This is a genomic window from Chitinibacter sp. SCUT-21 (genome assembly GCA_041874755.1).
GTDB lineage: Bacteria > Pseudomonadota > Gammaproteobacteria > Burkholderiales > Chitinibacteraceae > Chitinibacter.
Genome location: CP102611.1, coordinates 742,016 through 765,669, shown reverse-complemented (window position 1 = coordinate 765,669; position 23,654 = coordinate 742,016). Strand labels below are relative to the sequence as shown.

21 protein-coding genes and 1 riboswitch are annotated in these 23,654 nt (G+C 54.1%); of the genes, 18 read left to right on the top strand and 3 right to left on the bottom strand.

Annotation, left to right across the window (positions count from 1 at the left end; translation table 11 throughout):
- Positions 1 to 176 precede the first annotated feature (176 nt).
- The 13 genes from NT239_03520 to NT239_03460 all read left to right on the top strand — a co-directional run bounded on the left by NT239_03520 (position 177) and on the right by NT239_03460 (position 15,314).
- A complete protein-coding gene (locus NT239_03520) occupies positions 177 to 956 on the top strand; it encodes a DeoR/GlpR family DNA-binding transcription regulator (protein XGA71926.1) in 780 nt (259 codons plus the stop codon).
- A gap of 194 nt (positions 957 to 1,150) precedes the next feature.
- Positions 1,151 to 2,038 (top strand): triose-phosphate isomerase, encoded by an 888-nt coding sequence (gene tpiA, locus NT239_03515; protein XGA71925.1) that lies wholly within the window; start codon positions 1,151 to 1,153, stop codon positions 2,036 to 2,038.
- Positions 2,039 to 3,121, top strand: a complete 1,083-nt coding sequence (locus tag NT239_03510; protein ID XGA71924.1) for a class 1 fructose-bisphosphatase — start codon at positions 2,039 to 2,041, stop codon at positions 3,119 to 3,121.
- 74 nt (positions 3,122 to 3,195) lie between these two features.
- Entirely contained in the window at positions 3,196 to 4,356 is a 1,161-nt protein-coding gene (fba, locus tag NT239_03505; protein XGA71923.1) for a fructose-bisphosphate aldolase class II, read from the top strand.
- A 112-nt stretch (positions 4,357 to 4,468) separates the two neighbouring features.
- Positions 4,469 to 4,870, top strand: a complete 402-nt coding sequence (locus NT239_03500; GenBank protein ID XGA71922.1) for a hypothetical protein — start codon at positions 4,469 to 4,471, stop codon at positions 4,868 to 4,870.
- Positions 4,871 to 4,990: 120 nt separating this feature from the next.
- On the top strand, positions 4,991 to 6,196 hold the full coding sequence (locus NT239_03495; GenBank protein XGA71921.1) for a TolC family protein: 1,206 nt from the start codon (positions 4,991 to 4,993) through the stop codon (positions 6,194 to 6,196).
- A 2-nt stretch (positions 6,197 to 6,198) separates the two neighbouring features.
- A complete protein-coding gene (locus NT239_03490; protein ID XGA71920.1) occupies positions 6,199 to 7,692 on the top strand; it encodes an efflux RND transporter periplasmic adaptor subunit in 1,494 nt (497 codons plus the stop codon).
- Entirely contained in the window at positions 7,685 to 10,813 is a 3,129-nt protein-coding gene (locus NT239_03485) for an efflux RND transporter permease subunit (GenBank protein ID XGA71919.1), read from the top strand. The genes NT239_03490 and NT239_03485 overlap by 8 nt, the downstream gene beginning before the upstream one ends.
- A 59-nt stretch (positions 10,814 to 10,872) precedes the next feature.
- Positions 10,873 to 11,601 carry an AzlC family ABC transporter permease gene (locus NT239_03480; protein ID XGA71918.1) on the top strand — a complete coding sequence of 243 codons (729 nt, stop codon included), beginning with the start codon at positions 10,873 to 10,875 and terminating at the stop codon, positions 11,599 to 11,601.
- A 46-nt stretch (positions 11,602 to 11,647) separates the two neighbouring features.
- Entirely contained in the window at positions 11,648 to 11,977 is a 330-nt protein-coding gene (locus NT239_03475; protein ID XGA71917.1) for an AzlD domain-containing protein, read from the top strand.
- A 177-nt stretch (positions 11,978 to 12,154) separates the two neighbouring features.
- Positions 12,155 to 13,549 carry an ATP-dependent RNA helicase DbpA gene (dbpA, locus tag NT239_03470; GenBank protein ID XGA71916.1) on the top strand — a complete coding sequence of 465 codons (1,395 nt, stop codon included), beginning with the start codon at positions 12,155 to 12,157 and terminating at the stop codon, positions 13,547 to 13,549.
- A gap of 164 nt (positions 13,550 to 13,713) precedes the next feature.
- The gene (locus NT239_03465) at positions 13,714 to 14,991 is read left to right on the top strand and encodes a DUF445 family protein (protein XGA71915.1); all 1,278 of its coding nucleotides are present in this window, start codon (positions 13,714 to 13,716) and stop codon (positions 14,989 to 14,991) included.
- Positions 14,992 to 15,005: 14 nt separating this feature from the next.
- Positions 15,006 to 15,314, top strand: a complete 309-nt coding sequence (locus NT239_03460) for a hypothetical protein (GenBank protein XGA71914.1) — start codon at positions 15,006 to 15,008, stop codon at positions 15,312 to 15,314.
- Between the two features lie 28 nt (positions 15,315 to 15,342).
- On the opposite strand, the gene NT239_03455 is transcribed toward NT239_03460, so the two are convergent.
- A complete protein-coding gene (locus tag NT239_03455; GenBank protein ID XGA71913.1) occupies positions 15,343 to 16,158 on the bottom strand; it encodes a hypothetical protein in 816 nt (271 codons plus the stop codon).
- Between the two features lie 117 nt (positions 16,159 to 16,275).
- On the opposite strand from NT239_03455, the gene NT239_03450 reads away from it, so the two are divergent.
- The 5 genes from NT239_03450 (at position 16,276) to NT239_03430 (ending at position 22,324) form a co-directional block, all read left to right on the top strand.
- On the top strand, positions 16,276 to 16,740 hold the full coding sequence (locus NT239_03450) for a GNAT family N-acetyltransferase (protein XGA71912.1): 465 nt from the start codon (positions 16,276 to 16,278) through the stop codon (positions 16,738 to 16,740).
- 80 nt (positions 16,741 to 16,820) lie between these two features.
- Positions 16,821 to 16,918: riboswitch (glycine riboswitch) on the top strand.
- Between the two features lie 294 nt (positions 16,919 to 17,212).
- Positions 17,213 to 18,328 carry a glycine cleavage system aminomethyltransferase GcvT gene (gene gcvT, locus NT239_03445; protein XGA71911.1) on the top strand — a complete coding sequence of 372 codons (1,116 nt, stop codon included), beginning with the start codon at positions 17,213 to 17,215 and terminating at the stop codon, positions 18,326 to 18,328.
- 170 nt (positions 18,329 to 18,498) lie between these two features.
- Positions 18,499 to 18,885: a glycine cleavage system protein GcvH gene (gene gcvH, locus NT239_03440; GenBank protein XGA71910.1), complete on the top strand. Its 387-nt coding sequence runs from the start codon at positions 18,499 to 18,501 to the stop codon at positions 18,883 to 18,885.
- Between the two features lie 212 nt (positions 18,886 to 19,097).
- Entirely contained in the window at positions 19,098 to 21,962 is a 2,865-nt protein-coding gene (gcvP, locus tag NT239_03435) for an aminomethyl-transferring glycine dehydrogenase (protein ID XGA71909.1), read from the top strand.
- Positions 21,963 to 22,144: 182 nt separating this feature from the next.
- Complete coding sequence (locus NT239_03430) at positions 22,145 to 22,324, top strand: hypothetical protein (protein XGA71908.1); 180 nt, start codon at positions 22,145 to 22,147, stop codon at positions 22,322 to 22,324.
- 51 nt (positions 22,325 to 22,375) lie between these two features.
- Here the strand turns inward: NT239_03430 and NT239_03425 are convergent, their stop codons facing one another.
- Together NT239_03425 and NT239_03420 are read right to left on the bottom strand one after the other, a co-directional pair.
- Positions 22,376 to 23,293, bottom strand: coding sequence for a DUF808 domain-containing protein (locus NT239_03425; protein ID XGA71907.1), 918 nt, complete (start codon positions 23,291 to 23,293; stop codon positions 22,376 to 22,378).
- Between the two features lie 54 nt (positions 23,294 to 23,347).
- Positions 23,348 to 23,572: a DUF1653 domain-containing protein gene (locus NT239_03420; GenBank protein XGA71906.1), complete on the bottom strand. Its 225-nt coding sequence runs from the start codon at positions 23,570 to 23,572 to the stop codon at positions 23,348 to 23,350.
- Between the last annotated feature and the right edge of the window lie 82 nt (positions 23,573 to 23,654).

The following is a 23,654-nucleotide window of genomic DNA, read 5'->3' as shown; positions in this document are numbered from 1 at the left end:
AACTGTATGAAACGCGACAGCATCGCGATCCTTACCAACTATTCATGGTGCCGAAGCACGTCGGGTGAGCCGTGGCTTTGCCCGACTATGCCGCGCCGGATAACGCGCATTAATATGGCGCTCATCCGGCCTACAAATACCAGTTGCCAGCTAATTTCTAATTGGACAAACCCCGCATGATCTTCAATCCGCGACAACAAGAACTGCTTGAATGGGTGCAGCGCGCTGGGCATGTTAGCGTCGATGAATTGGCGCATCATTTTGGCGTAACGCCGCAAACCATCCGCCGCGATATCAATCAGCTGGCGGACGAGCGTAAATTGCATCGGGTGCATGGCGGTGCGAGCGCGCATTCTAGCGTTGAAAACGTCGAATACTCCGCGCGCAAGGTGCTCAATATCGACGCTAAAGAGCGCATTGCTAAGCTAGTCGCCGAGCATATTCCGAACCATGCCTCTGTTTTTATGAATCTGGGTACGACCAGCGAAGCAGTCGCGCGCGCGCTGCAGCATCATGTGGGATTGCGCGTGATTACCAATAATCCGCATATCGCGATGACAATGTGCCATTACGCCGATAGCGAAGTGATTTTGGCCGGTGGCGTGATGCGTGCGAAAGACAATGGCATTTGCGGCGAAGCGACGATCGAGTTTATCCGCCAGTTTCGCGTCGATTACGCGGTGCTCGGTGTGGCGTGTATCGAGATGGATGGCACGCTGCGCGATTTTGAAATGCGCGAAACGCGCACATCCGAGGCGATTATTGCGCAGGCGCGTAATGTGTTTCTAGTCGTCGATCACACCAAATTTGGCCGCCCATCCTTGGTGCAAATGGGGCATTTGCGCCAGATCACGGCGCTATTTACTGATCAAGATGTTCCCGCCGAGTTGCTGCCTGTGCTCGAGGAGACCGGCACCGAGTTGTATATCGCCTCGCCTACGGCGAGCGAGTCGTGAATGTTGTAATGTTCGAAAACGAAAAAGCACCGCACTTTGGCGGTGTTTTTTTTCGCCTTTTGTACACAATTTACAAAGTTGAAACATTTTTCGCTTGCAAAAAGAAAATAAACGCGCAAAATGCGAACATAAATGCGCGAATAAATGTTGTTTGATGTTCGCTTTTGATTCACTCGGCCAGGGCTGGAAGATCAATGAACGCAGCAATCTCACCTCAGAATCAACACTTGTTTCAAGCTCAGTCGCACTTGGCGCTTGCAGCAAGGGCCGCGGCTAAGGCTGATGGGCCTCAACGCCGCCAAAAAATGGTCGTGGCGAACTGGAAAATGCACGGTAGCTTTGAGCTATGCCACACGATGATTCCGGCCATGGTGGCGATGAAGCAGGCCGCCGTCGATTTGGTGGTGTGCCCACCGGCACCGTTTTTGGCCGTGGTCAGTGCATTGGCCAATGACAGCGGCGTGGCGTGCAGCGCGCAAGACGTAGCAGAGCTGGCCAGCGGGGCGCGCACCGGCGAATGGTCGGCGGCGATGCTGCTAGAAGTAGGCTGCCGCTATGCCTTGGTCGGCCATTCCGAGCGCCGCCAGCATCACTATGAAGACGATGCGCTCATTGCTGGCAAAGCGCGCGCGTGTTTGAACGCCAACATTATCCCGATTGTGTGCATAGGCGAATCGGCCAGCGAGCGTGAGCGTGGCGAAACCGAGCAAGTGCTGTGCAATCAACTCGATTGGTTGATGACCACACCCGGTTGGCGCAACGCGATTATCGCCTACGAGCCGCGCTGGGCGATTGGTACCAACCAAGCGGCCACGCCCGAAGTGGCGCAAGAAACGCACGCGCTAATCCGGCGCTATCTGGCACAAACCGATGCCAGCGCTGCGGCCAGCATGTCGGTGCTGTACGGCGGTAGCGTGAAGGCAAGCAATGCACAGCAATTATTGGAAATGGACGATATCGATGGCGTACTGGTTGGCGCGGCAGCATTAGAGTTGGCGCTGTTTGCGCCGATTTACGACTCAGCAGTCAATTGCGCTAACAAACTCGATCTGAACCTGGCTAATACACAAAAGGTGGCTTAAATGTCGCAAACCACAGCCCAATCATTAAACGAATTTATCTGGCATCACAGCGACGATGCGAGCTTGCAGCGCGTAGCGCCTTTGCTACTCGGCGTTGCGCAAGCGTGCGGGCAGATCGCCGTGGCGGTGCGCTCCGCCGCTTTGCAGCAAATGACCGGCGCAGCGGGCAGCGACAATATCCAAGGCGAAGCGCAGCAAAAACTCGATGTGATTAGCCACGACATCATGGTGGCCGCAACGAAAGATTTAGCCCGCGTGCTGGCCAGCGAAGAGGTCGAGCACGTGATTGCTGGCAATCCAGAATCCGATTTGGCCTTGGTGTTCGACCCGCTCGATGGCTCCAGCAATCTGGATGTGAATATTTCGGTCGGCAGTATTTTCTCGATCTTGTCGGCCCCCGACGAGGTGAGTGACGAGCAAGTGTGTTTGCAAAGTGGCACGCGCCAACTGTGCGCTGGTTACGCGCTGTATGGCCCAGCGACGATGCTGGTGATCACCACCGGTGTGGCGGTCAATGGTTTTACTTTTGACGAAGAAACCGGTCTGTTTGTTTTGACGCATCCAAATTTGCGCATTGCCCAGCAAGCGAAGGAATTTGCGATCAATGCCTCCAACCAGCGGCATTGGGAATGGCCGATTCAGGCCTATATCGCCGATTGTTTGGCCGGGGCCGTTGGTGTGCGCGGGCGCGATTTTAATATGCGCTGGGTCGCCTCGATGGTGGCCGAAGTGCATCGGATTTTGCTGCGGGGTGGCGTGTTTTTATACCCAGCCGACAGCCGCGCGAAAACGCAAAACGGCAAATTGCGCCTTTTATACGAAGCCAACCCAATGGCGATGTTGGTCGAAGTGGCGGGCGGCGCTGCATCAACCGGCCGTATGCGCTTGCTGGACGTGCAGCCCACGCACACGCACCAGCGTGTACCCGTGATTTTGGGCGCGAAAGGCGAGGTGGCCACTATTGAGGGGTATTTTAAGCAAGATACTACTCAAAATGGCATTGAGGGCAATACCAAGACAGGTATTCCAAATTCAAACAGTGAAAAGGCGCATCAAACCCTATTTGAAACTTTATTTAATTAAGTATGCGTTGACCCGCTTCGTGGCCAGCGGCCTGAGGCTTTAAATCTTGTAGCTATATCTTTGTGGAGTTTGTTATGCCTCTTATTTCTATGCGCCAATTACTCGATCATGCCGCTGAACACGATTACGGCGTGCCAGCGTTTAATGTGAATAATCTGGAGCAAGTTCGCGCGATTATGGAGGCCGCCGATCGCACCGGCAGCCCAGTGATCATGCAGGCCTCAGCCGGCGCGCGTAAATACGCCGGCGCGCCATTTTTGCGCCATTTAATGCTGGCTGCGGTGGAGGAGTTTCCGCATATTCCGGTGGTGATGCACCAAGATCACGGCACGAGCCCTGCGGTGTGTCAGCAGGCGATTGAATTGGGCTTTAGCTCGGTGATGATGGACGGCTCGCTACGCGATGATGGCAAAACGCCGAGCGATTACGACTACAACGTCGAAGTCACTCGCCGCGTGGTGGCGATGGCGCATGCGCTGGGCGTGTCGGTCGAAGGTGAAATTGGCTGCTTGGGTAGTTTGGAAACCGGGCAAGCTGGCGAAGAGGACGGCGTTGGCGCGGCAGGCCAGCTTAATGCCAAACAATTGCTGACCGATCCGGACGAAGCCTACGCTTTTGTGCAAGCTACCCAAGTCGATGCGTTGGCGATTGCGATTGGCACCAGCCACGGCGCGTATAAATTTAGCCGACCACCCACCGGCGAAATTTTGTCGATTGAGCGTATCCAGCAAATTCACGAACGCTTACCGAATACACATTTGGTGATGCACGGCAGCTCGTCGGTGCCGCAAGAATGGTTAGAAATCATCAACGCACACGGCGGCGAAATTGCTGCCACTTGGGGCGTGCCGGTGGAGGAAATCATTCGCGGTATTCGCTATGGCGTGCGCAAAATTAATATCGACACCGATTTGCGGCTCGCCGCCACCGGTGCGATTCGCCGCTTTATGGCGCAAAACCCCGCCGAATTCGACCCCCGCAAATATTTGCAAGTGTCGGTCAACGCGATGCGTGATATTTGTATCGCCCGTTTTGAAGCTTTTGGCACCGCAGGGCAGGCCGTGCGCATTCAGCCGATTAGCCTGACTGCGATGGCCAAACGTTATCAAGCGCCGCGAGCCGTTGCCCACGCCGTGCATGGCGGTGGCGCGATTCATGCCGCTGGTGCGAATGTGCTGAGCATTACCAGCGAGCATTGGCTGGATCGCCATTTAATGACTGGCGATTGCTGCTAATCGATTGCTGCGCCGATTTGACGCGTATCAACTTCAACGCCGATTGTGAATGGCATCAGTAGCCTTGCTACCGGCGAGGCTGTAAGATCAAAGCAATCGGTTTGGAGTTGCTATGCGTTCACGCAAGTTTGTTATTTCGCTGTTCACCATTTGCTTGTTGGTCATGACCCAACTGGCGGTGGCGGCGTACGCGTGTATGCAACCGGCTCAGATTGAGCCGGTCAGCTCTGTCAGCATGTCGACATTCAATTGGATGCAAGGCATGCCCGATTGTGATTCGCAAACCATGGTTCAGCAGCAAGAGCCACTTTGCAAAGCGCATTGCCAAAAAGACGATCAATCGGCCGATAGCCGTACTCCAAATCTTCCGCCTCCATTATTTCTACTGGCCTACGTTTTTGCGCCGATGTTGTCGCAAAGCGAACCGCAGCCCCAGCGCTTTGATCTGGCCAGTGCCTCGCTCGATCATTACGCGCGCCCCTTGCGTATTCAATACCAAGTTTTCCGCAATTAGCCTACCCAGTTCGAACCGTCGTGGCCTGGTGCTGCGTGTAGTGATCCGCCCTTTGTGGTTTTGATCTAGGGTTTCTGCACGTCGCCGTGGCCCCAATTCATTCGAATCTGGGAGTCTTCTATGTTGACCCGAACTTTGGCGCTGGCGCTTAGCCTATTGAGCGCCAACACTTACGCGCTCAGTTTTAACGAGGCTTTGTCCTTGGCTGAGCAAAACGCCCCTGAAATGGCCGCGCGTCGCGCTGCCGATGAAGCGGCAACCGAAATGAGCAGTGCCGCAGGCTTTTTGCCCAATCCCAAACTCAATTTAGCGCTCGATGATGTCCAGCTGAGTGGCGATTCACGCTTTGATCTGAGCAAAAGCAAACGCAGCATCGGCGTGATGCAAGATTTTCCGAGCGAATCAAAACGCCAAGCCGAGCGGCAAATGGCGCAAGCCGAGCTGAGTGCCAGCCAGCGGCAAAGCCTAGCCATACGGCTGAATGTTCGCCAAGAGGCGGCCAATGCTTGGCTCACTCTGTATTTTGTCGAACAAAAAATCGCCAAATTGCAGGCGCAGCAGCAAGAAAACCAGCTGATGCAGGCCAAATCCAAAGCCAGCTTGGCCGCGACTGGCGGCGCTAATGAGGCCTTGAGCGCGCAGCTGGAAGGTTTGATGCTGGCCGATGAGATCGATGCGCTGCACGCCGAGCAGCAGCAAGCACTAGCGCAGCTGGCGCGTTGGATCGGCCCCAAGGCCGCGCAGCAAAGCGTGACGGGGTCTTTGCCGGCCTTTGTAACGCAGCTGGCGAAAGCCGACGGGTTGCAAACGCAACCCGAAATGCAAATGGCGCAAGCGCAGTTAAGTAGCTCGCAAGCGCAATTGGCGCTGGCGAACGCGCAAAAAGACGTCGATTGGGGCGTAGAGCTGGGCTATGCCCGCGGAACGATGGGCGACAATATGGGCATGCTGAAAGTCAGCATCGATATGCCTTGGTTCTCATCGGGTCGAATCGCACCGCAAGAGCGCGCGGCGCTGGCCAATATTGCGCGCAGCCAAGCTGAAGTAGCGGTGCGGCAAGCGAGTTTGCAGCAAAACTACGCAACGCTCAGCGCTGAATATCGCGCGCTACAAAGCCAGTTGCAACGCCAAGCAACGCAAGTGCTGCCGCTGTTGGAGCAGCAAGTGGCGCTCGCCGTTGCCAATTACCGCGCTGGTAGCGCCAGCGCCGATCAAGTCCTGAGCGCACGCACGCAAAAACTGAAAAACCAGTTACGCCAAATCGAGTTGCAATCCCAGCTGGCCAGTAAAGCCACGCAAATTCACTTTCTGACCGGGGAACAATAATCATGAATAAACTCACCGTCATCGCTGCTTCTATTGCATTACTCGCTACGGGTATTGGCGCAGGCTACTTTATGGCCGGATCTCACCAGCCTATACCCCAAGATAAAACCGAGGGCGCGCAACCATTATATTGGTACGACCCAATGAAGCCCGAGGTGCATTTTGATAAACCGGGCAAGTCGCCGTTTATGGATATGGACTTGGTGCCCAAATACGCCGACGCCGCTGGCACTGCCGCGGTGCGCATCGACGCGGGCCTGACGCAAAACACCGGCTTAAAAATCGCCAGCGCAGTTGCGGGCCAATTGCAAAGCGGCGTGCAAGCTGCGGGCAGCGTAGTGCTAAACGATAGAGACGTCGCGATTGTGCAAGCCAGAACCTCAGGCATTGTCGAGCGCGTGTACCAACTGGCGGCGGGCGATGTGATCGCTGCGGGCAGAGCCTTGGCCGACGTACGCGTGCCAGAATGGCTGGCGGCGCAAAACGAATATTTGGTGTTACGGCGGGATCCGCAATTGGGCAGCGCAGCCAAATCGCGGCTATTGCAACTGGGCATGAGTAGCGCGCAAATCGCCAAATTGGAACAAACCGGCGTCGCATCGCCAGTCGTGACGATCTCCGCGCCGCGTGGCGGCGTGGTGGCCGAATTGATGGTGCGCCAAGGCATGATGCTGCAAGCTGGGGAAGCTTTGGCGCGGATCAATGGTCTGGCCAGCGTGTGGATCGAAGCCGAAGTGCCTGAGGCTCAGATTGGCCAAATCGACGTTGGTAGTGCTGCGCAAGTGCGCTTTGCCGCCTGGCCGAACGAGCCTTTTGGCGCCAAGGTCAGCGCTATTTTACCGGTGATCAACACCGAAACCCGCACCGTGCGGGTGCGGCTTGAATTGCCTAATCCCAAAGGCAAAATCCGCCCCGGCATGTACGCGCAAATTGCACTGAATGGCGAGGCGAAGAGCGCGATCTTGGTGCCGAGCGACGCGGTGATCGCGACGGGCAAACGCAAAGTGATTATCACCAGCGACGGCAAAGGCGCGTTTGTTCCGGTTGAGGTGCAGACGGGGGCTACTGCTGGCGGGCAGACCGAAATCGTGGCGGGTCTAAACGCCGGTGAGCAAGTGGTGGTGTCGGGGCAATTCTTGATCGATTCGGAAGCGAGCTTGCGCGGCGTGTTGGCGCGAATGGGTGCGAAAACAGGCGAATCAACAGCGCAAGCGAACAGCAAGGCGGTTGCCGTCGCCGAGCATTTCGGCACTGGTGAAGTGAAAAAAGTCAGCAAGGACGAGCTGGTGCTGGCGCACGACCCGATCGCCAGCCTGAATTGGCCGTCGATGACGATGCCGTTTGACGTCATCGATCTCTCGCAACTGGCTGCGTTAAAAGTCGGCGACAAGGTTGAATTTACGCTGGTCGAGCAAGATGGCGCGCCAAAAATCTCGCGTATTGCCGTTAAAGGCAAAGCTGCGGCGGCGGTAAAAGGGGGGCATAACCATGATTAGTTCGATTATTCATTGGTCGATTAAAAATCGCTTTATGGTCTTGCTAACCACGGTGCTGCTGATGGTGTGGGGCGTTTGGGCGGTGAAAAATACGCCAATCGACGCCTTGCCCGATTTATCCGACGTGCAAGTGATTATCCGCACCACTTACCCGGGCCAAGCGCCGCAAATCGTTGAAGACCAAGTTACTTATCCATTAACCACGACGATGTTGTCGGTGCCCGGCGTTAAAACCGTGCGCGGTTTTTCTTTCTTTGGCGACTCGTTTGTTTATGTGTTGTTTGAAGATAAAACCGATTTGTACTGGGCGCGCTCGCGCGTGCTGGAATACCTTAATCAAGTGCAAGGGCGTTTACCGGCTGGCACCAAACCAGCTTTAGGGCCTGATGCCACTGGTATTGGTTGGATTTTTGAATACGCGCTGGTCGATAAAACGGGGCAGCGCAGTATTGCCGAGCTTAGAAGTTTGCAAGACTGGTTCTTGAAGTACGAGCTGAAAACGTTGCCCGGCGTTGCTGAGGTCGCGTCGGTTGGCGGTATGGTCAAGCAATACCAGGTGCAGATTGCACCGGAAAAACTCGCCAGCTTTAACGTCACCCATATGGACGTTGTTGAAGCTTTGCGCGGCGCAAATCAGGAAACCGGCGGCTCAGTGCTCGAGCTAGCGGAAACCGAATACATGGTGCGCGCCGGTGGCTATCTGAAAACGCTGGACGATTTTCGAGCGATTCCGCTTAAAACTGCCGGCAATGGCGTTGCGGTGACGGTGGGCGATGTGGCAGAAGTGAACCTTGGGCCAGAAATGCGCCGTGGTATTGCTGAACTTAATGGTGAGGGCGAAGTGGCTGGCGGGATTGTCGTATTGCGCTCGGGTAAAAACGCGCGCGAGACGATTAGTGCGGTTAAAGACAAAATCGCCGAACTCAAATCGAGCTTGCCAGCCGGCGTCGAGATTGTGCCAGTGTACGATCGCAGTCATTTAATCGATACCGCGATTGAAAATTTAAGCTTCAAATTAATCGAAGAGCTGATCGTCGTCGCGCTGGTGTGCTTGGTGTTTCTATGGCATTTGCGTTCGGCCTTGGTCGCGATTATCTCCTTGCCGCTGGGTATTTTGGCCTCGTTCATCGTCATGCATTATCAGGGCGTGAACGCCAATATTATGTCCTTGGGCGGGATAGCGATTGCGATTGGCGCAATGGTCGACGCGGCAGTGGTGATGATCGAAAACGCGCATAAAAAGCTGGAACACTGGCAACACGCGCATCCGGGCGAGCAACTCGTCGGCAAGGCGCGCTGGGATGTCATCGGCGAGGCGGCCGCTGAAGTGGGGCCCGCGTTATTTTTCTGCCTGATGATTATTACGCTGTCGTTTATTCCGGTGTTTACGCTTGAAGCGCAAGAAGGGCGCTTGTTTGGCCCGCTGGCAATTACCAAAAGCTATGCGATGGCCGCCGCAGCAGGCTTGTCGATCACCTTGATTCCGGTGCTGATGGGTTACTGGATACGTGGGGCAATTCCGGACGAGCGCCGCAATCCGCTCAATAACTTGCTGATTCGCCTTTATCAGCCGCTGATCGAAGTCGTGCTGCGCAAGCCAAAAATGACCTTGCTGGTTGCGGTGCTGACCTTGGTAACGGTGGCGTGGCCGATCTCGCGGCTGGGCGGTGAATTTTTGCCGCAAATGGACGAGGGCGATTTGTTGTATATGCCAACCGCGCTGCCGGGTTTATCGGCGGCCAAAGCCAGCGAATTGCTGCAACAGACCGATAGATTGATCAAAACCGTGCCTGAAGTCGATAGCGTGTTTGGTAAAGCCGGTCGCGCTGAAACGGCGACCGACCCCGCCCCGCTGGAAATGTTTGAAACGACAATCCGTTTTAAACCGCGCGAGCAATGGCGCGCGGGGATGACGCCGGATAAATTGGTCGCCGAGCTCGATCGTGTGGTGCAAGTGCCGGGGCTGGCCAATATCTGGGTGCCGCCAATTCGCAACCGCATCGATATGCTGGCGACCGGGATCAAAAGCCCGATCGGCATCAAGATCGCCGGCAATAATTTGGCGACGATAGACGAGATGGCGCTGGCCATCGAAAGAGTCGCCAAAACCGTTCCTGGTGTGTCGTCTGCCTTGGCCGAGCGTTTAACCGGCGGGCGTTATATCGACATCGATATTCGCCGCGCGGATGCGGCGCGCTATGGCCTGAACGTCGTTGATTTGCAATCGGTGGTGTCAAATTTGATCGGCGGTGAAAATATTGGCGAGACGATTTCAGGCGCTGCGCGTTATCCGATTAATGTGCGCTACCCGCGTGAATTGCGCGATTCGCCCGATGCACTGAAAGATTTGCCGATTGTTACTGCCAGCGGCCAGCGCATTACTTTGGGCATGGTTGCCGACGTTAAAATCAGCGATGGCCCGCCCATGCTGAAAAGCGAAAACGCGCGGCTGTCGTCGTGGATTTACATCGACGTGCGCGGCAGCGATTTGGTGCAAGTGGTCGACGATCTGAAAGCGGCGATTGCCAAAGACGTGACGCTCAAACCGGGCATTAGCGTGTCGTATTCGGGGCAGTTTGAATACCTGGAACGCGCCAACGCTAAATTGAAGCTCGTTGTGCCAGCCACCTTGCTGATTATCTTTGTGCTGCTGTATTTCACTTTCCAGCGCATTGATGAAGCGGTGCTGATTATGGCGACGCTGCCGTTTTCCTTGGTGGGCGGTTTCTGGTTCTTGTATTTGCTCGGCTTTCATATGTCGGTGGCGACGGGTGTCGGCTTTATCGCCTTGGCAGGTGTGTCGGCCGAGTTTGGTGTCGTAATGCTGCTGTATCTAAAGCAAGCCCTTCATGCACGCTGCCCAGAGGGCAATACCCCGAGTGTCGCGATCTTGTTTGACGCTATCCGCGATGGAGCCGTGCAGCGCGTGCGACCCAAAGCAATGACGGTGGCGACAATTCTGGCCGGCCTATTACCGATTGTGTGGGGTACGGGTGCGGGTTCAGAAGTGATGAGCCGCATCGCCGCACCGATGCTCGGCGGCATGATTACCGCGCCGCTCTTGTCGATGTTTGTGATTCCGGCGGCGTATTTATTGATGCGCAGTAAAAGCGCGGCCTAGGCGCGGTTGAGTTTGTTTGCGCTCGATGCTTACACCAAAATTCGTGTTAGCATCGAGCCATGATGAAATTAACGAATCACACCAGCCCAGCCGCGATGGCATTCAAACAAGGCTTTGTCGCCACCTTACCGATGCAATTGGGGGTGGCTCCGTTTGCGATTATTTTTGGCACGCTGGCCGCACCGTCCGGCTTGCCGCCGTGGGCCGCGCTGGCGATGTCGGTGTTGGTCTACGCCGGCTCAGCGCAATTTTTGGCTTTAACTTTACTCGCTGCCAGCGCAACATGGCCGGTGATTGTGCTGACGACCTTGGTGGTGAATTTGCGCCACGCTTTATACAGCGCCACTTTGCAAGGCCCGCTAGCCAATGTGCCATTTTGGCGGCGCGCAGCCTTGGCGTATTTTCTGACCGATGAAACCTTTGCCGCGGTGCAGTCGGGCCTGAATCAAAAAGTCACGCGTATCGATGCGTTTATGTTGGGCTCTGGGCTGTGTAATTGCAGCTGTTGGGTGGTGTTTACCGCGGTTGGGATTTTGCTCGGCCAAGCGGTGCCGCAGCTACAGCACTGGGGGCTGGAATTTGCGATGGTCGCCACCTTTACCGGCATTGTCGTCTCAATGCTGCTGACGCGCGCGCAGCTGGTTGCAGCCATCGCCGCTGGGCTAACTGCGCTGTTTGCGGCGGGTTTGCCGTATAAATTGGGCTTGATGCTAGCGGTAGTAGCGGGCGTAGCAGCAGGAATGGCTGCCGCGCGTTTTGAGCCAATAAGTAAAACGCAAACAGCCTAATACCTGCTTTGGTATGGCTCTGTAAGTTAATTAGGATTTGGTATAGATGGATATACTGTCGATTTGTTTGATGCTCTTGGGCATGGCGCTAGTAACCTACGGGCTGCGCGTGGTGTTTTTCCTGCCCGGCGTTGGCGATAAATTACCGCCGCGCCTGCGCCAAGCGATGGTGTATGTGCCGGTGGCGGTGTTGACCGCGATTGTGATTCCCGAAGTGTTTTTGCACCAAGGGCAGCTCAATACCTCTCTGACCAACCCGCAACTGTGGGGCATGCTGGCAACCGGCGTGGTGATGTGGCGCAGCAAACGGTTGTTGCTGGCGATTGGCGCGGGCATGGTCGTGTATTACTTGCTGCGCTATTTCACGCAGCACTAAACCCTGCACGGGCCAAAATCAGGTACAATGCCGCAAATTTTGTAAATTATTCAACGGCTTTGCTTTGGAGAGTAACCCAAGCAAGGCCGTTTGCCATTGGGTCGGCGCACCGCGAAACGCATTCGCGTTGAGCGCTGGCGATGGCAAGTGCAGCACTTTTTTGAAGGTTTTAAATCCATGTCGCAAAAAACGCCGTTTACCTCGCTTGAACAACTTAGCCCAGATTGGCACGATAATTTTGCCAGCCTAGGCTACGAATTTATGACGCCGATTCAGGCTGCCAGCTTGCCATTGGTGCTGGAAGGTCGTGATCTGATCGCCAAAGCGAAAACCGGTAGCGGTAAAACGGCGGCGTTTGGTATTGGCGTGCTGCATAAACTGAACCTGACTTTATTTCGCCCGCAAGCGCTGATTTTGTGCCCAACGCGTGAATTGGCCGATCAGGTTAGTAAAGATTTGCGTCGCTTGGGCCGCCATTTACCAAATTTAAAAATCCTGACGCTGTGTGGCGGTACGCCATTGGCGCCGCAGGCCGCGTCGCTGGCGCACGGTGCGCATGTGGTGGTTGGTACGCCGGGCCGGATTCAAGACCATTTGCACAAAGAAACGCTGATCGTGAAGCAAGTCAGCACGCTGGTGCTGGACGAAGCCGACCGTATGCTCGATATGGGCTTTGGCGGCGAAGTGCAGGATGTGATTTCATTCTTGCCGAAATGGCGCCAAACGCTGTTGTTCTCGGCAACCTACCCCGAGGGCATCCGCAAATTGTCGGCCAGCATTCAGCGCAGCCCAGTTGAAGTGACGGTTGAGGCGCTGCACGATCAGTCGTACATCGTGCAAGCGGCGTACGCGGTCAAAGACAACGCCGACAAGCCCGATTTGCTGAAACGCATTTTCGCGCACCACCAACCGACGTCCAGCGTCGTGTTCTGTAATACCCGCGCCGATTGTATGGCGCTGGCCGATTCTTTGGTTGAAGACGGGTTTGACGCGATTGCGCTGCATGGCGAACTCGATCAGCGCGACCGCGATTTAATGCTGGTGCGTTTTGCCAACGGCAGCTGCCCAATTCTGGTCGCCACCGATATGGCCGCGCGTGGCTTGGACATTAAAGAACTATCGCTCGTCGTGAATTACGAATTACCGCACGACCCTGAAGTGTATGTGCACCGTATCGGCCGTACTGGCCGCGCCGGCAATAAAGGCCACGCGGTCAGCTTGGTGAGCCCAAGCCAAACCAAGCGCCAACGCCAGATCGAGGAATACCTGAAAACCGAGCTACCCAAAGGGCGCGAGGACGATTTGACGGTGGAGGGCGATTTTGCGCTACCAGCAAAAATGACGACGCTGTGCTTTGACGCCGGCCGCAAACAAAAAGTGCGCCCGGGCGACGTGGTTGGCGCCTTGACGGGTGACGGTGGCCTGCCGGGCGACGCGATTGGTAAAATCGATTTGTTTGAATTTCAAACCTACGTCGCCGTCGATCGCCGCCACGCGACGCAAGTAATCAAGCGACTTGGCAATGAAAAAGGCAAACTGAAAGGCAAGCCAGTCAAAGTACGTATCGTATAAAACGATTTAGCTTTGAACCTAAAGGGTATATGAATGGGGGTTATTATCAAATTGACCTCTATTGATATACCCTTTGTTGTATCTGCGGCGAATTGTTTTTCGCACAAGACCTTAGGCGAATTTTTGCGTAAACTGAAAGCCATCGGCTCGCTCAGGTTACGCTTATGCCTTCAACGCAATTGACCACCAAGACCGAACGTTTGCGCATGATGAAGCGCCGCGCAACCGGTTTATTAATCGCTATGGCGCTGCTCTTGGTTTGGGTGATTTGGCTGCGCACGCAGTATCCAGATTGGCAATGGCTGGGCTTTGTTGAGGCATTTGCCGAGGCCGCACTGGTTGGCGGCTTGGCCGACTGGTTTGCCGTTACCGCGCTGTTTCGCCAGCCGCTCAATCTTCCTATCCCGCATACCGCGATTATTCCGCGCAATAAACACCGTATCGCCGATAGCTTGGGCGAATTTATTGAGGCGCATTTTCTGTCGACTGAGCGCATTATGGCCAAGGTCAGCGAATTTAACCCCGCCGCCAAATTATCCGGCTGGTTAATGCAGCCAGCGAACGCACGCCAAAGCGCCGACCAGCTCGCCAATTTGTTTCACTACATTTTGCAAAGCCTGACCGAGCCGCAAATGCAAGCGCGCTTACGCGAGCTATTGCGCAGCCAATTGGGCAAAATCGATTTAGCCACGCCGGCCGCCGAAGTGCTGCAGCTGCTGCGCCACAGCGGTGCGCAGCAATCGTTGCTAAACGCGGTGTTTGATCATTTAGACGCACAATTACAAAAACCCGAATTGCAACAACACCTCGCTCACCTAATCGCCGCCGAGCTTGATTACTTGAAATGGATTGCGCTCGATGAAGCGGGCGGGCGCTACTTGGCGCGCAAATTAGTCCACGCCGCCGCGCGTGAGGTGCAGGGCATGCGCGAAAATGACGAGCACGCATTGCGTCTGCATATCGACGAGACCCTCAACCAGCTGCAACAACGGCTGAAAACCGAGCCCGAATTACAAGCGCGCTTGGCTGCTGCACAGCAAAAAATACTCACCACTCCTGAATTATTGGGGGCACTTGATCAAGTGTGGCTTAGTGTCGTTGGCCTGCTGTCGCAGCAGCTAAAAGAGCCCGAATCAGCACTACGCAGCAAACTCGCGCACGGCTTGAGCCATCTGGCGCAACGCTTGGTGCTGGACGAGAGCTTGGCCGACTGGCTCAACCGCCACGCCCGCATCGCCGCCGGCCAACTGGTCAAACGCTACCGCCACCAAATCGGCGTGTTTATTGCCGAGCAACTGAAAGCGTGGGACGACGAGGTGATGGTCGAGCGGCTTGAAGTGAACGTGGGCGTTGATCTGCAATTCGTCCGCGTTAACGGTACCTTGGTTGGTGGTTTGATTGGCTTGGTACTGTATGGCCTGCATCAATTGGTGGTGCTGTGATGGGGCGGATGTGTGTGCTGATGATTTGTTTGCCAATGTTCGTGTGGGCTTCAGGTGGAACGCCGCCGTCTCAATTGGATTGGCCCAATCCGCGCGAAGTGCTTTGGTACCATTCTTGCGGCTGTGCAGATGATTGCTGGGTAGCCGAGCTGCGCAATAGGAAAAACCAGCAAATCAAAGCCAGCTTGTGCTGTGATTGCGAGCAAGTGTTCTTTCGGCTGGGTAAACAGCCTGAGCAGCAATATGCATCAAGCTGCTCGGCGTTTAGCGACGAAAACAAATTCCAAGAAATTAACCGTACTTTGCAAGAGCTAGTTCAGTAGCGCTTTCGAGCCTATTGTTAGTTGTGGGCTAGGTTCGTGCAGCGATATTGAGCTGAAACACCAGCACACCTGCAGCAGCGCTCGCTAATAAATGCTTTAGCGTGTGGCCGCTGATAATACTGAGCTGGTGAAACATTTGATGGTCTTGCAACTCGGCGATTTTCGCGAACACGTAGAGCAAAATTGCTGCAGCAAAAGCCAGTCGTTTGGTGCGGCTGCATTGGGCTTGCCATTGCAGCACTGGGATTAAAATCAGCGGCAGCATTTGCAGTAATAAATAGGGTCGTAAATCGCCCAAGCCTTGCGCTGTGCTGCTGGCACCAAGTAAATCAGCGCTGGCAAAGCTCGGAACGTCGGTAAATTGCCACCACCACACGCTCAGATAGCCCAACAGTGCGAGCAGCGCGCAATAGGCAATTTGTAGCCGGCCAGACTCATTTTGCCCATAACATTCTTGCCATACCGCAGCCAGCAACCCTGCGCAGGCGATTGCAATCGGGATGCGATCAAAAATCAGCCGCGCATTATCGGGCGCAAGGTGATACCAGCCCGAGCCAAAAGCGGTGAGAAACACCGCACAAAAAAATAAGCCATAGCCCACACGCGCGGTTTTAACTAATTCAGGCTGTTGCCACAAGCGCAGCAAACCCCAAGCGCCCGCCAGCGCAAACCCTACATTAGATAGCACATCAGCGGCGTTGGCGATGCCCAGCCAACTGCGCCGATCAGCGAAGTGATGATAGTTGGGCAATTGGGCAATCGGGCCGTGGATCAGCATGGCGATGGCCAGCAGCGCGATGATGAACGCGGGTAACAGGGCAGGGTATTTGCGAAAATAGTTCATGCAGATCTCATCGGTGATGGCGCTGAAGCGAGGATTTGGTTATGCTGTTTTGTTTTGTAAGTTTTGATTGTGACGCTAAATCAATCGCCACGCAATTGAGCGAGAATGTGAATATTGATGCAAATTACTTTCGTTGAACTGACCCCAAATAATCTAGCGCCTTTTTGCGATTTGTATTTGCGCGTGTTTAACGCCGCACCGTGGCATGACGGCTGGCAGATTGAAGCGGTGCGCGAGCGTTTTGCTGCGTTTAGCCAGTTTCCGCGTTTTTATGGCCTAGGCATGTTGGCCGATGAGGTGCCGGTGGGTTTGGCCTTTGGTTGGGGCGAGCGCTGGATTGAAAATTGGCATTTTCAAATCAAAGAGATGTGTGTAGCCAGTGAATTGCAAGGCTCAGGCTTGGGTAAACAATTGATGGCTCAACTCGAGCAAAATTTACTCGCACAATCTTATGCCGCAGTGTTTTTGTACACTGGCTCGCACGTACCTGCCAAAGCGTTTTATCAGGCTATTGGATTTAGTTTGGGTGAGCAAGACGTTTTAGGTAAACGCCTTGCGCCAACCCCAGTCATGTTGGCATGAAGTCATTTCACGCTCATCTTTTTATGCTTATTTTTTCGCGTTTGCGGCTTGCCATTACCCGCACTTCCCCCGATAATCCAGCCCATTAAGCAGGAGAGCGTATTTGTCTGTGTACAAATACCACCGAAGGCGCAATGGCACCCGCGAATCGCTCAGGTTTCAGGACTGTTTAATCGAAGTAAAAACTCTGGAGAGTGCTCAAAAGAGCCGCCGAAGGGGCTAACGGCGGGAATGGTTTAAACTTGCTGTGCGAGCTGTGATCGCATCTCGGGCGGTGCTCGGAATCCTCATGTACAAACGGTACATTCCGGTTTCTGTGCTCCGACTCAATGTGCTGACAGTTACTCGCTGCGTTTAAGCTCATTCCCTCGCACTTGTTGCAGCCGGAAAATCTCAGGTTACAGGACAGAGGGGTGTTGCCCGCTACATCAATAAAGTAGCGGCCTATGAGGGTATACCCTAAGGAAGTCTTATGACCGCAACGCCTAAAACCACACCGCTGTATGATTCACACCTTGCCGCTGGCGCCAAAATCGTTGATTTTGCCGGCTGGGCGATGCCTATCCATTACGGATCTCAACTCAAAGAACACGAAATCGTTCGCACCGACGCCGGCATGTTTGACGTGTCGCACATGTGCGTGATCGATATTACTGGCGCAGACGCGAAAGACTGGTTGCGCACCTTGATCGCCAACGACGTGGAAAAACTCGGCTTTGAAGGCAAGGCGCTGTATTCCGGCATGTTGACGCCCGAAGGCACCGTCATCGACGATTTGATCGTGTATCTGACGCACTACGGCTACCGCATGGTCGTGAACGCCGGTACCGCCGACAAAGACATCGCGTGGATGCTCAAGCAAGCTGAAGGCCGCGCGGTTGAATTAACCGTACGCCGTGAATTGGCGATGATCGCGGTGCAAGGCCCGAACGCGATCGAAAAAGCCTGCAAAGTGCTGCACGAAGAGTGGGAAAGCACGATCAAAGGCCTGAAAGTATTCCAAGGTTTCCCGTTTGGCTCGGTTGAAGAAGGCTGGTTTATTGCTCGCACCGGTTACACCGGCGAAGACGGTCTGGAAATCATGTTGCCAGCGGATGAAGCGCCATTATTCTGGAAAGCGCTGATCGGCGCTGGTGTGGCGCCAATCGGCTTGGGCGCGCGCGACACGTTGCGTTTGGAAGCTGGCATGAATTTGTACGGCCACGATATGGACGAAACCGTGTCGCCACTGCAAGCGGGCATGGGCTGGACGATTGCGTGGGAACCAGCGGATCGCAACTTCATTGGCCGCGCAGCTCTCGAAGCTGAAAAAGCAGCAGGCGTTGCCATGAAACAAGTTGGCTTGGTGCTTGAAGGTCGAGGCGTATTGCGCGAAGGCTTGAAAGTGGTCGTTGAAGGCGTGGGCGAAGGCGTGATTACCAGCGGCACTTTCTCGCCTACACTCAAACATTCAGTGGCGATCGCGCGCGTTCCAGCCGCGACCGATGCCAATAGCTCGAAGGTGCAAGTTGATTTGCGCAGTACATTGACCGATGTACGCGTGGTGAAAATGCCATTTGTGCGCAACGGCAAAAAAGTTTTCGAATAATTTTTTAAATCAAAAGCTTACACGCGGCGTTGCTCAGCCTTGCCGTACGAAACGTACTGTTAGCGGCTTCGCGCCTTGCGTGTGAACTTTTGGATGTTTTTATTGCAGGGTATTGCCCTGTAAATGAATTAAACCAAGATTTCCAATTAAATACCCTAGAGGATAGCGTCATGAGCAATGTTCCAGCAGAACTGAAATATGTAAACAGCCACGAGTGGTTGCGTCTTGAAAGCGACGGCACCGTGACCATCGGTATTACCGACCACGCGCAAGAATTGCTGGGCGATATCGTATTCGTAGAGTTGCCAGAAGTGGGCGCGCAATTGGCTGCGGACGCGACAGCGGGTGTGGTTGAATCAGTGAAAGCAGCTTCTGACGTTTACGCGCCAATCGCGGGTGAAGTTGTTGAAGTGAACGTGGAATTGGAAGGCTCGCCAGAATTGGCGAATAGCGATCCGTACGGCGCGGCTTGGTTCTTCCGCGTGAAGCCAGCGAATGCGGCGGATCTCGACTCATGTCTCACGGCAGCAGAATACACCAAAGAAATCGGCGCCTAATTAAAAATCGGCTGCGAAGCCCAATCACTGCGTTAGGCTACAAACTCAAAATCCTCATTGGCTTCAGCCAACTCCGGTTTTTCGTTCTTGCCTGCCTTGTGCTTGGGTCTTCTCGCACGATTTTTAGCAATTGACTGATTTAAAAGAATAATTTATCGCAAAGCGCAGCTTTGAGGCTGCGCTTTGCTACGCCTTGACTCTGAAGGTACCCCATGACGCTTTCTACTTTGTTTAATCACACTGAATTTGTCGCTCGCCACATCGGCCCAAACAGCGCCGATCAAGCGGCGATGTTGGCCGAAATCGGCGCCACGTCTTTGGATGATCTCGTTGGCCAAACAATTCCAGCCGACATCCGTTTTAACCAAGCGCTGAACCTGCCAGATGCAATGCCCGAGCACGAAGCGCTGGCCAAACTCAAAGCCATCGCCAGCAAAAACATCATCAAAAAATCCTTCATCGGCTTGGGTTACTACCCCAATCTGACGCCGGGCGTGATTTTGCGTAATGTGCTGGAAAATCCAGGCTGGTACACCGCGTACACGCCTTACCAAGCAGAAATCGCGCAAGGCCGTTTGGAAGCCTTGCTGAACTACCAGCAAATGGTCATCGACTTTACCGGTCTGGAACTGGCGAATGCTTCCTTGCTCGACGAAGCGACTGCAGCGGCTGAAGCGATGGCAATGGCGCGTCGCGTTTCAAAAGCCAAAACCGACGTATTCTTTGTTGATGCGCAGGTATTGCCTCAGACGCTAGACGTGGTGCGCACTCGCGCGAAATACTTCGGCTTTGAAATTGTGGTTGGCGCAGCCAGCGATGTCGGTAACGGCGATTACTTCGGTGCGCTGTTCCAATATCCGGGCGCTGATGGCGTCGTAGTTGATTTGTCTGGCCCGATTGCAGCGCTGAAAGCCAAAGGCGGCGTCGCGATTGTGGCGGCTGATTTGCTGTCGTTGGCGGTATTGAAATCGCCAGCGGAATTGGGCGCAGACGTGGCGGTGGGTAACACGCAACGTTTTGGCGTGCCAATGGGCTTTGGTGGCCCACACGCTGCGTATTTCGCGTTTAAAGACGAGATGAAACGGTCAGCTCCGGGCCGCATTATCGGTGTGTCGATCGACGCCAAAGGCAAAACTGCACTGCGTATGGCGCTGCAAACGCGCGAGCAACATATCCGCCGCGAAAAAGCCAACTCGAATATTTGTACCTCGCAAGTGCTGCTCGCCAATATGGCCGGCATGTACGCCGTGTACCACGGCCCAGCGGGTGTAAAACGCATTGCGCAACGCGTACACCGTTTGGCAGCACTGTTTGCTGCGGGTGTGGTACACGCGGGCGGCAAAGTGGTGCACAACGCCTTCTTTGATACGGTACAGGTTGAATTAAGCAACGCTGCTGCGGTTTACCAAGCTGCACAAGACGCGGGTTATAACCTGCGCCAAGTGTCTGACAGCGTATTGGGCGTAGCTTTCCACGAAGCAGCGTCGGCTGACGATCTGGCGACCTTGCTCAAAGTATTTACTGGTAAAGACGTTGATCTAGCTGCACTCGATGCGGCGGCGAGCGATGCTATTCCTGCGGAACTGGTTCGTGAGTCGGCCTACCTGACTCACCCCGTGTTCAATAGCTACCACACCGAACACGAAATGCTGCGCTATTTGAAACGCCTTGAAAACCGCGATCTGGCGCTGAATCACTCGATGATTTCATTGGGCAGCTGCACGATGAAACTCAACGCGACCAGCGAAATGATTCCGGTGACTTGGCCAGAATTTGGCAATATCCACCCGTTCGCGCCAAGCGAACAAACGCAAGGCTACCAAATCTTGGTCGACACCTTGGCTGACCAGCTCAAAGCCATCACTGGCTTTGCCGCAATTTGTATGCAGCCAAACTCTGGTGCGCAGGGAGAATACGCCGGTCTGCTGGCGATCAGCCGCTACCACGAAAGCCGTGGCGACGCGCATCGCAATATCTGCTTGATTCCAAAATCAGCGCATGGCACCAACCCAGCGACTGCGCAAATGATGAATATGCAAGTCGTGGTGGTTGATTGCGACGAAAGCGGTAACGTGGACGTGGCTGATCTGAAGGCCAAAGCTGAGTTGCACAAAGACAACCTCGCGGCGCTGATGCTGACTTACCCATCGACGCACGGTGTGTTTGAAGCCGCAGTAAAAGAAATCTGCGCGACGATTCACCAGTTTGGTGGTCAGGTTTATATGGACGGCGCGAACTTGAACGCGCAAGTGGGCTTAACTCGTCCTGCCGACATCGGCGCGGACGTGAGCCACATGAATCTGCACAAAACCTTCTGCATTCCACACGGCGGCGGCGGTCCAGGTATGGGCCCAATCGGCTTGGCGGCGCACTTGGCCCCGTTTATGTCTAACCACTCAGTAGCGCCAATCACCGTGGGTGACGCGAGCGTAGCGCAAGGCCAAGGCGCGGTGTCTGCTGCGCAATTTGGTTCAGCGTCGATTCTGCCAATTTCGTGGATGTATATCACGATGATGGGCGCGGCGGGCATGAAGAACGCGACTGAAATCGCCTTGCTGAACGCCAACTACGTGGCGAAGAAACTCGGCGCGCACTACCCAGTACTGTACAGCGGTGCGAATGGTCGCGTTGCGCACGAATGTATTATCGACATTCGTCCGCTGAAAGCGGCGAGTGGCATTACCGAAGTCGATATCGCCAAACGCCTGATGGACTATGGTTTCCACGCGCCGACGATGAGCTTCCCAGTGGCCGGTACGCTGATGATTGAGCCAACTGAATCAGAAGCGAAACCTGAACTTGATCGCTTTATCGCGGCGATGGTATCGATTCGCAACGAAATCGCCAAAGTAGAAGGCGGCGAGTGGACGCTGGAAGATAATCCGCTGAAAAACGCGCCACACAGCAAGGGCGATATTTCGGGCGAGTGGAGCCGCGCCTACAGTCGCGACACGGCCTTTTTCCCATTGCCGTACGTGCTGGACAACAAGTTCTGGCCATCGGTGAACCGGATTGACGATGTGTACGGCGACCGTAACCTGATTTGTTCTTGTCCGAGCATGGACAATTACAATTAAGCGAGTGAAAACAGAGGAGCCTTCGGGCTCCTTTTTTTATCCGTTTAGAAAATAAATTAAAAAAAATCGATCAAAGGATTGAAATTCTGACAAGGTGGGACGATATTCAAGTTGTAAGGATGAAAAATGTAAGGGTCTGAGGCACAAAGCGCAGGCTTTAAACAAGAAGGGAGGGCTACATCATGGTACGCATTTTCGATATGACCGCTGGCGAAGAAGAATTAAGCCCAGTAGTAACAAGCCCCGTAAACCAAGCTGTACAAGCTGTCGCACCACAACAAGAGTATTGTGAACTACGCCTATTGAGCGCGGCAGAATCTGAAGAACAACGCATTCCTAGACCAAGACCTTGGCTTTTCTAAGGCAATAAAAAAACGCCCCGCAGGGCGTTTTTTTATTGCTGCCGTAAGATCTTAGTGGGCGGCTTTTTTGCTGAATAATTTACCTGCAAACTCAACCACGATTAAAGCCACGGCGCCAGCGATTAAACCGACGACAAGGTTGGCGATACTCGGCACGACCATACCCAGTACATTGCCGCTTTCAGTTGCTAAGTGTTCAATGCCGTGATGCAGCGCTGGTACGCCATGCGTCAAAATGCCGCCACCAACCAAAAACATTGCGGCTGTACCGACAATCGTGAGTAGTTTCATCAGTTTGGGTGCAGTGGCTACGAGTAGGTTGCCCAGTGCTTTAGCCGTGCTAGTGCTTTTACGTTGCAGGTAAAACCCCATATCGTCCAGTTTCACAATGCCCGCGACTAAACCATAGACCCCTACGGTCATAATCACGCCGATACCGGCGAGCACCATAAATTGCGTCGACAGAGATTTGTCCGCCACTGTACCGAGTGCGATCACGATAATTTCGGCTGACAAGACAAAATCGGTGCGAATTGCGCCTTTGATTTTTTCTTTTTCCAGCGCGACTAAATCGACATTTTCATCAAGCAAAGCTGTGGCGAGGTTTTCCTGTTCTTGCTCAGATTCTTCTTTGTGCAAAAATTTGTGCGCGAGTTTTTCCACGCCTTCAAAACACAAATACAAACCACCGATCATCAACAGTGGAATCACTGCCCACGGAATAAAGGCGCTGATCGCCAGTGCAGCTGGCACCAAAATGATTTTATTTTTGAGCGATCCCACCGCAACCGCCCAAACCACCGGCAACTCGCGTTCAGCGCGCACGCCATTGACTTGCTCGGCGTTCAGTGCCAAATCGTCGCCCAATACGCCAGCGGTTTTTTTTGCAGCTACTTTGGTCATCACCGCAACGTCGTCCAAGATGGTTGCGATGTCGTCTAAAAGTGTTAGTAAACTTGCTCCAGCCATTACTCTTTCCCTTGCTGTGTTTTGTTAATTTTTGTTAAGGCTGTCAGTTTGCTGTTAGTCTGCGATTTTGGCAAATCTAGCTTGCACTACGCCATTGATTTCGACGTTTTCTACAAACATCGCAAAAGGGCGCACCCATAAACCGCCTTCACCATACAGTGGCCGGTATACGACTAGCCATTCACAGGTTTCGGAGTGGCGGGCTAAATCAATCACCTGATATTCGTTGCCTTTGTAATGCCGATAGCGGCCAAGTGCGAGTTCTGGTTTTGCTGTCATATTAATACCCTGTTGTGTATATCGTGATATGTTTTCATAGCTGTGCTTTTCGCGGGTATACCCAGATAAAAATGGCCACCCT

What these genes read in the sequence shown, in the direction of transcription:
- NT239_03520 (XGA71926.1), top strand. Translation starts at nt 177, where the DNA reads ATGATCTTCAATCCGCGACAACAAGAACTGCTTGAATGGGTGCAGCGC.
- tpiA (XGA71925.1), top strand. Translation starts at nt 1,151, where the DNA reads ATGAACGCAGCAATCTCACCTCAGAATCAACACTTGTTTCAAGCTCAG.
- NT239_03510 (XGA71924.1), top strand. Translation starts at nt 2,039, where the DNA reads ATGTCGCAAACCACAGCCCAATCATTAAACGAATTTATCTGGCATCAC.
- fba (XGA71923.1), top strand. Translation starts at nt 3,196, where the DNA reads ATGCCTCTTATTTCTATGCGCCAATTACTCGATCATGCCGCTGAACAC.
- NT239_03500 (XGA71922.1), top strand. Translation starts at nt 4,469, where the DNA reads ATGCGTTCACGCAAGTTTGTTATTTCGCTGTTCACCATTTGCTTGTTG.
- NT239_03495 (XGA71921.1), top strand. Translation starts at nt 4,991, where the DNA reads ATGTTGACCCGAACTTTGGCGCTGGCGCTTAGCCTATTGAGCGCCAAC.
- NT239_03490 (XGA71920.1), top strand. Translation starts at nt 6,199, where the DNA reads ATGAATAAACTCACCGTCATCGCTGCTTCTATTGCATTACTCGCTACG.
- NT239_03485 (XGA71919.1), top strand. Translation starts at nt 7,685, where the DNA reads ATGATTAGTTCGATTATTCATTGGTCGATTAAAAATCGCTTTATGGTC.
- NT239_03480 (XGA71918.1), top strand. Translation starts at nt 10,873, where the DNA reads ATGATGAAATTAACGAATCACACCAGCCCAGCCGCGATGGCATTCAAA.
- NT239_03475 (XGA71917.1), top strand. Translation starts at nt 11,648, where the DNA reads ATGGATATACTGTCGATTTGTTTGATGCTCTTGGGCATGGCGCTAGTA.
- dbpA (XGA71916.1), top strand. Translation starts at nt 12,155, where the DNA reads ATGTCGCAAAAAACGCCGTTTACCTCGCTTGAACAACTTAGCCCAGAT.
- NT239_03465 (XGA71915.1), top strand. Translation starts at nt 13,714, where the DNA reads ATGCCTTCAACGCAATTGACCACCAAGACCGAACGTTTGCGCATGATG.
- NT239_03455 (XGA71913.1), bottom strand. Translation starts at nt 16,158, where the DNA reads ATGAACTATTTTCGCAAATACCCTGCCCTGTTACCCGCGTTCATCATC.
- NT239_03450 (XGA71912.1), top strand. Translation starts at nt 16,276, where the DNA reads ATGCAAATTACTTTCGTTGAACTGACCCCAAATAATCTAGCGCCTTTT.
- gcvT (XGA71911.1), top strand. Translation starts at nt 17,213, where the DNA reads ATGACCGCAACGCCTAAAACCACACCGCTGTATGATTCACACCTTGCC.
- gcvH (XGA71910.1), top strand. Translation starts at nt 18,499, where the DNA reads ATGAGCAATGTTCCAGCAGAACTGAAATATGTAAACAGCCACGAGTGG.
- gcvP (XGA71909.1), top strand. Translation starts at nt 19,098, where the DNA reads ATGACGCTTTCTACTTTGTTTAATCACACTGAATTTGTCGCTCGCCAC.
- NT239_03430 (XGA71908.1), top strand. Translation starts at nt 22,145, where the DNA reads ATGGTACGCATTTTCGATATGACCGCTGGCGAAGAAGAATTAAGCCCA.
- NT239_03425 (XGA71907.1), bottom strand. Translation starts at nt 23,293, where the DNA reads ATGGCTGGAGCAAGTTTACTAACACTTTTAGACGACATCGCAACCATC.
- NT239_03420 (XGA71906.1), bottom strand. Translation starts at nt 23,572, where the DNA reads ATGACAGCAAAACCAGAACTCGCACTTGGCCGCTATCGGCATTACAAA.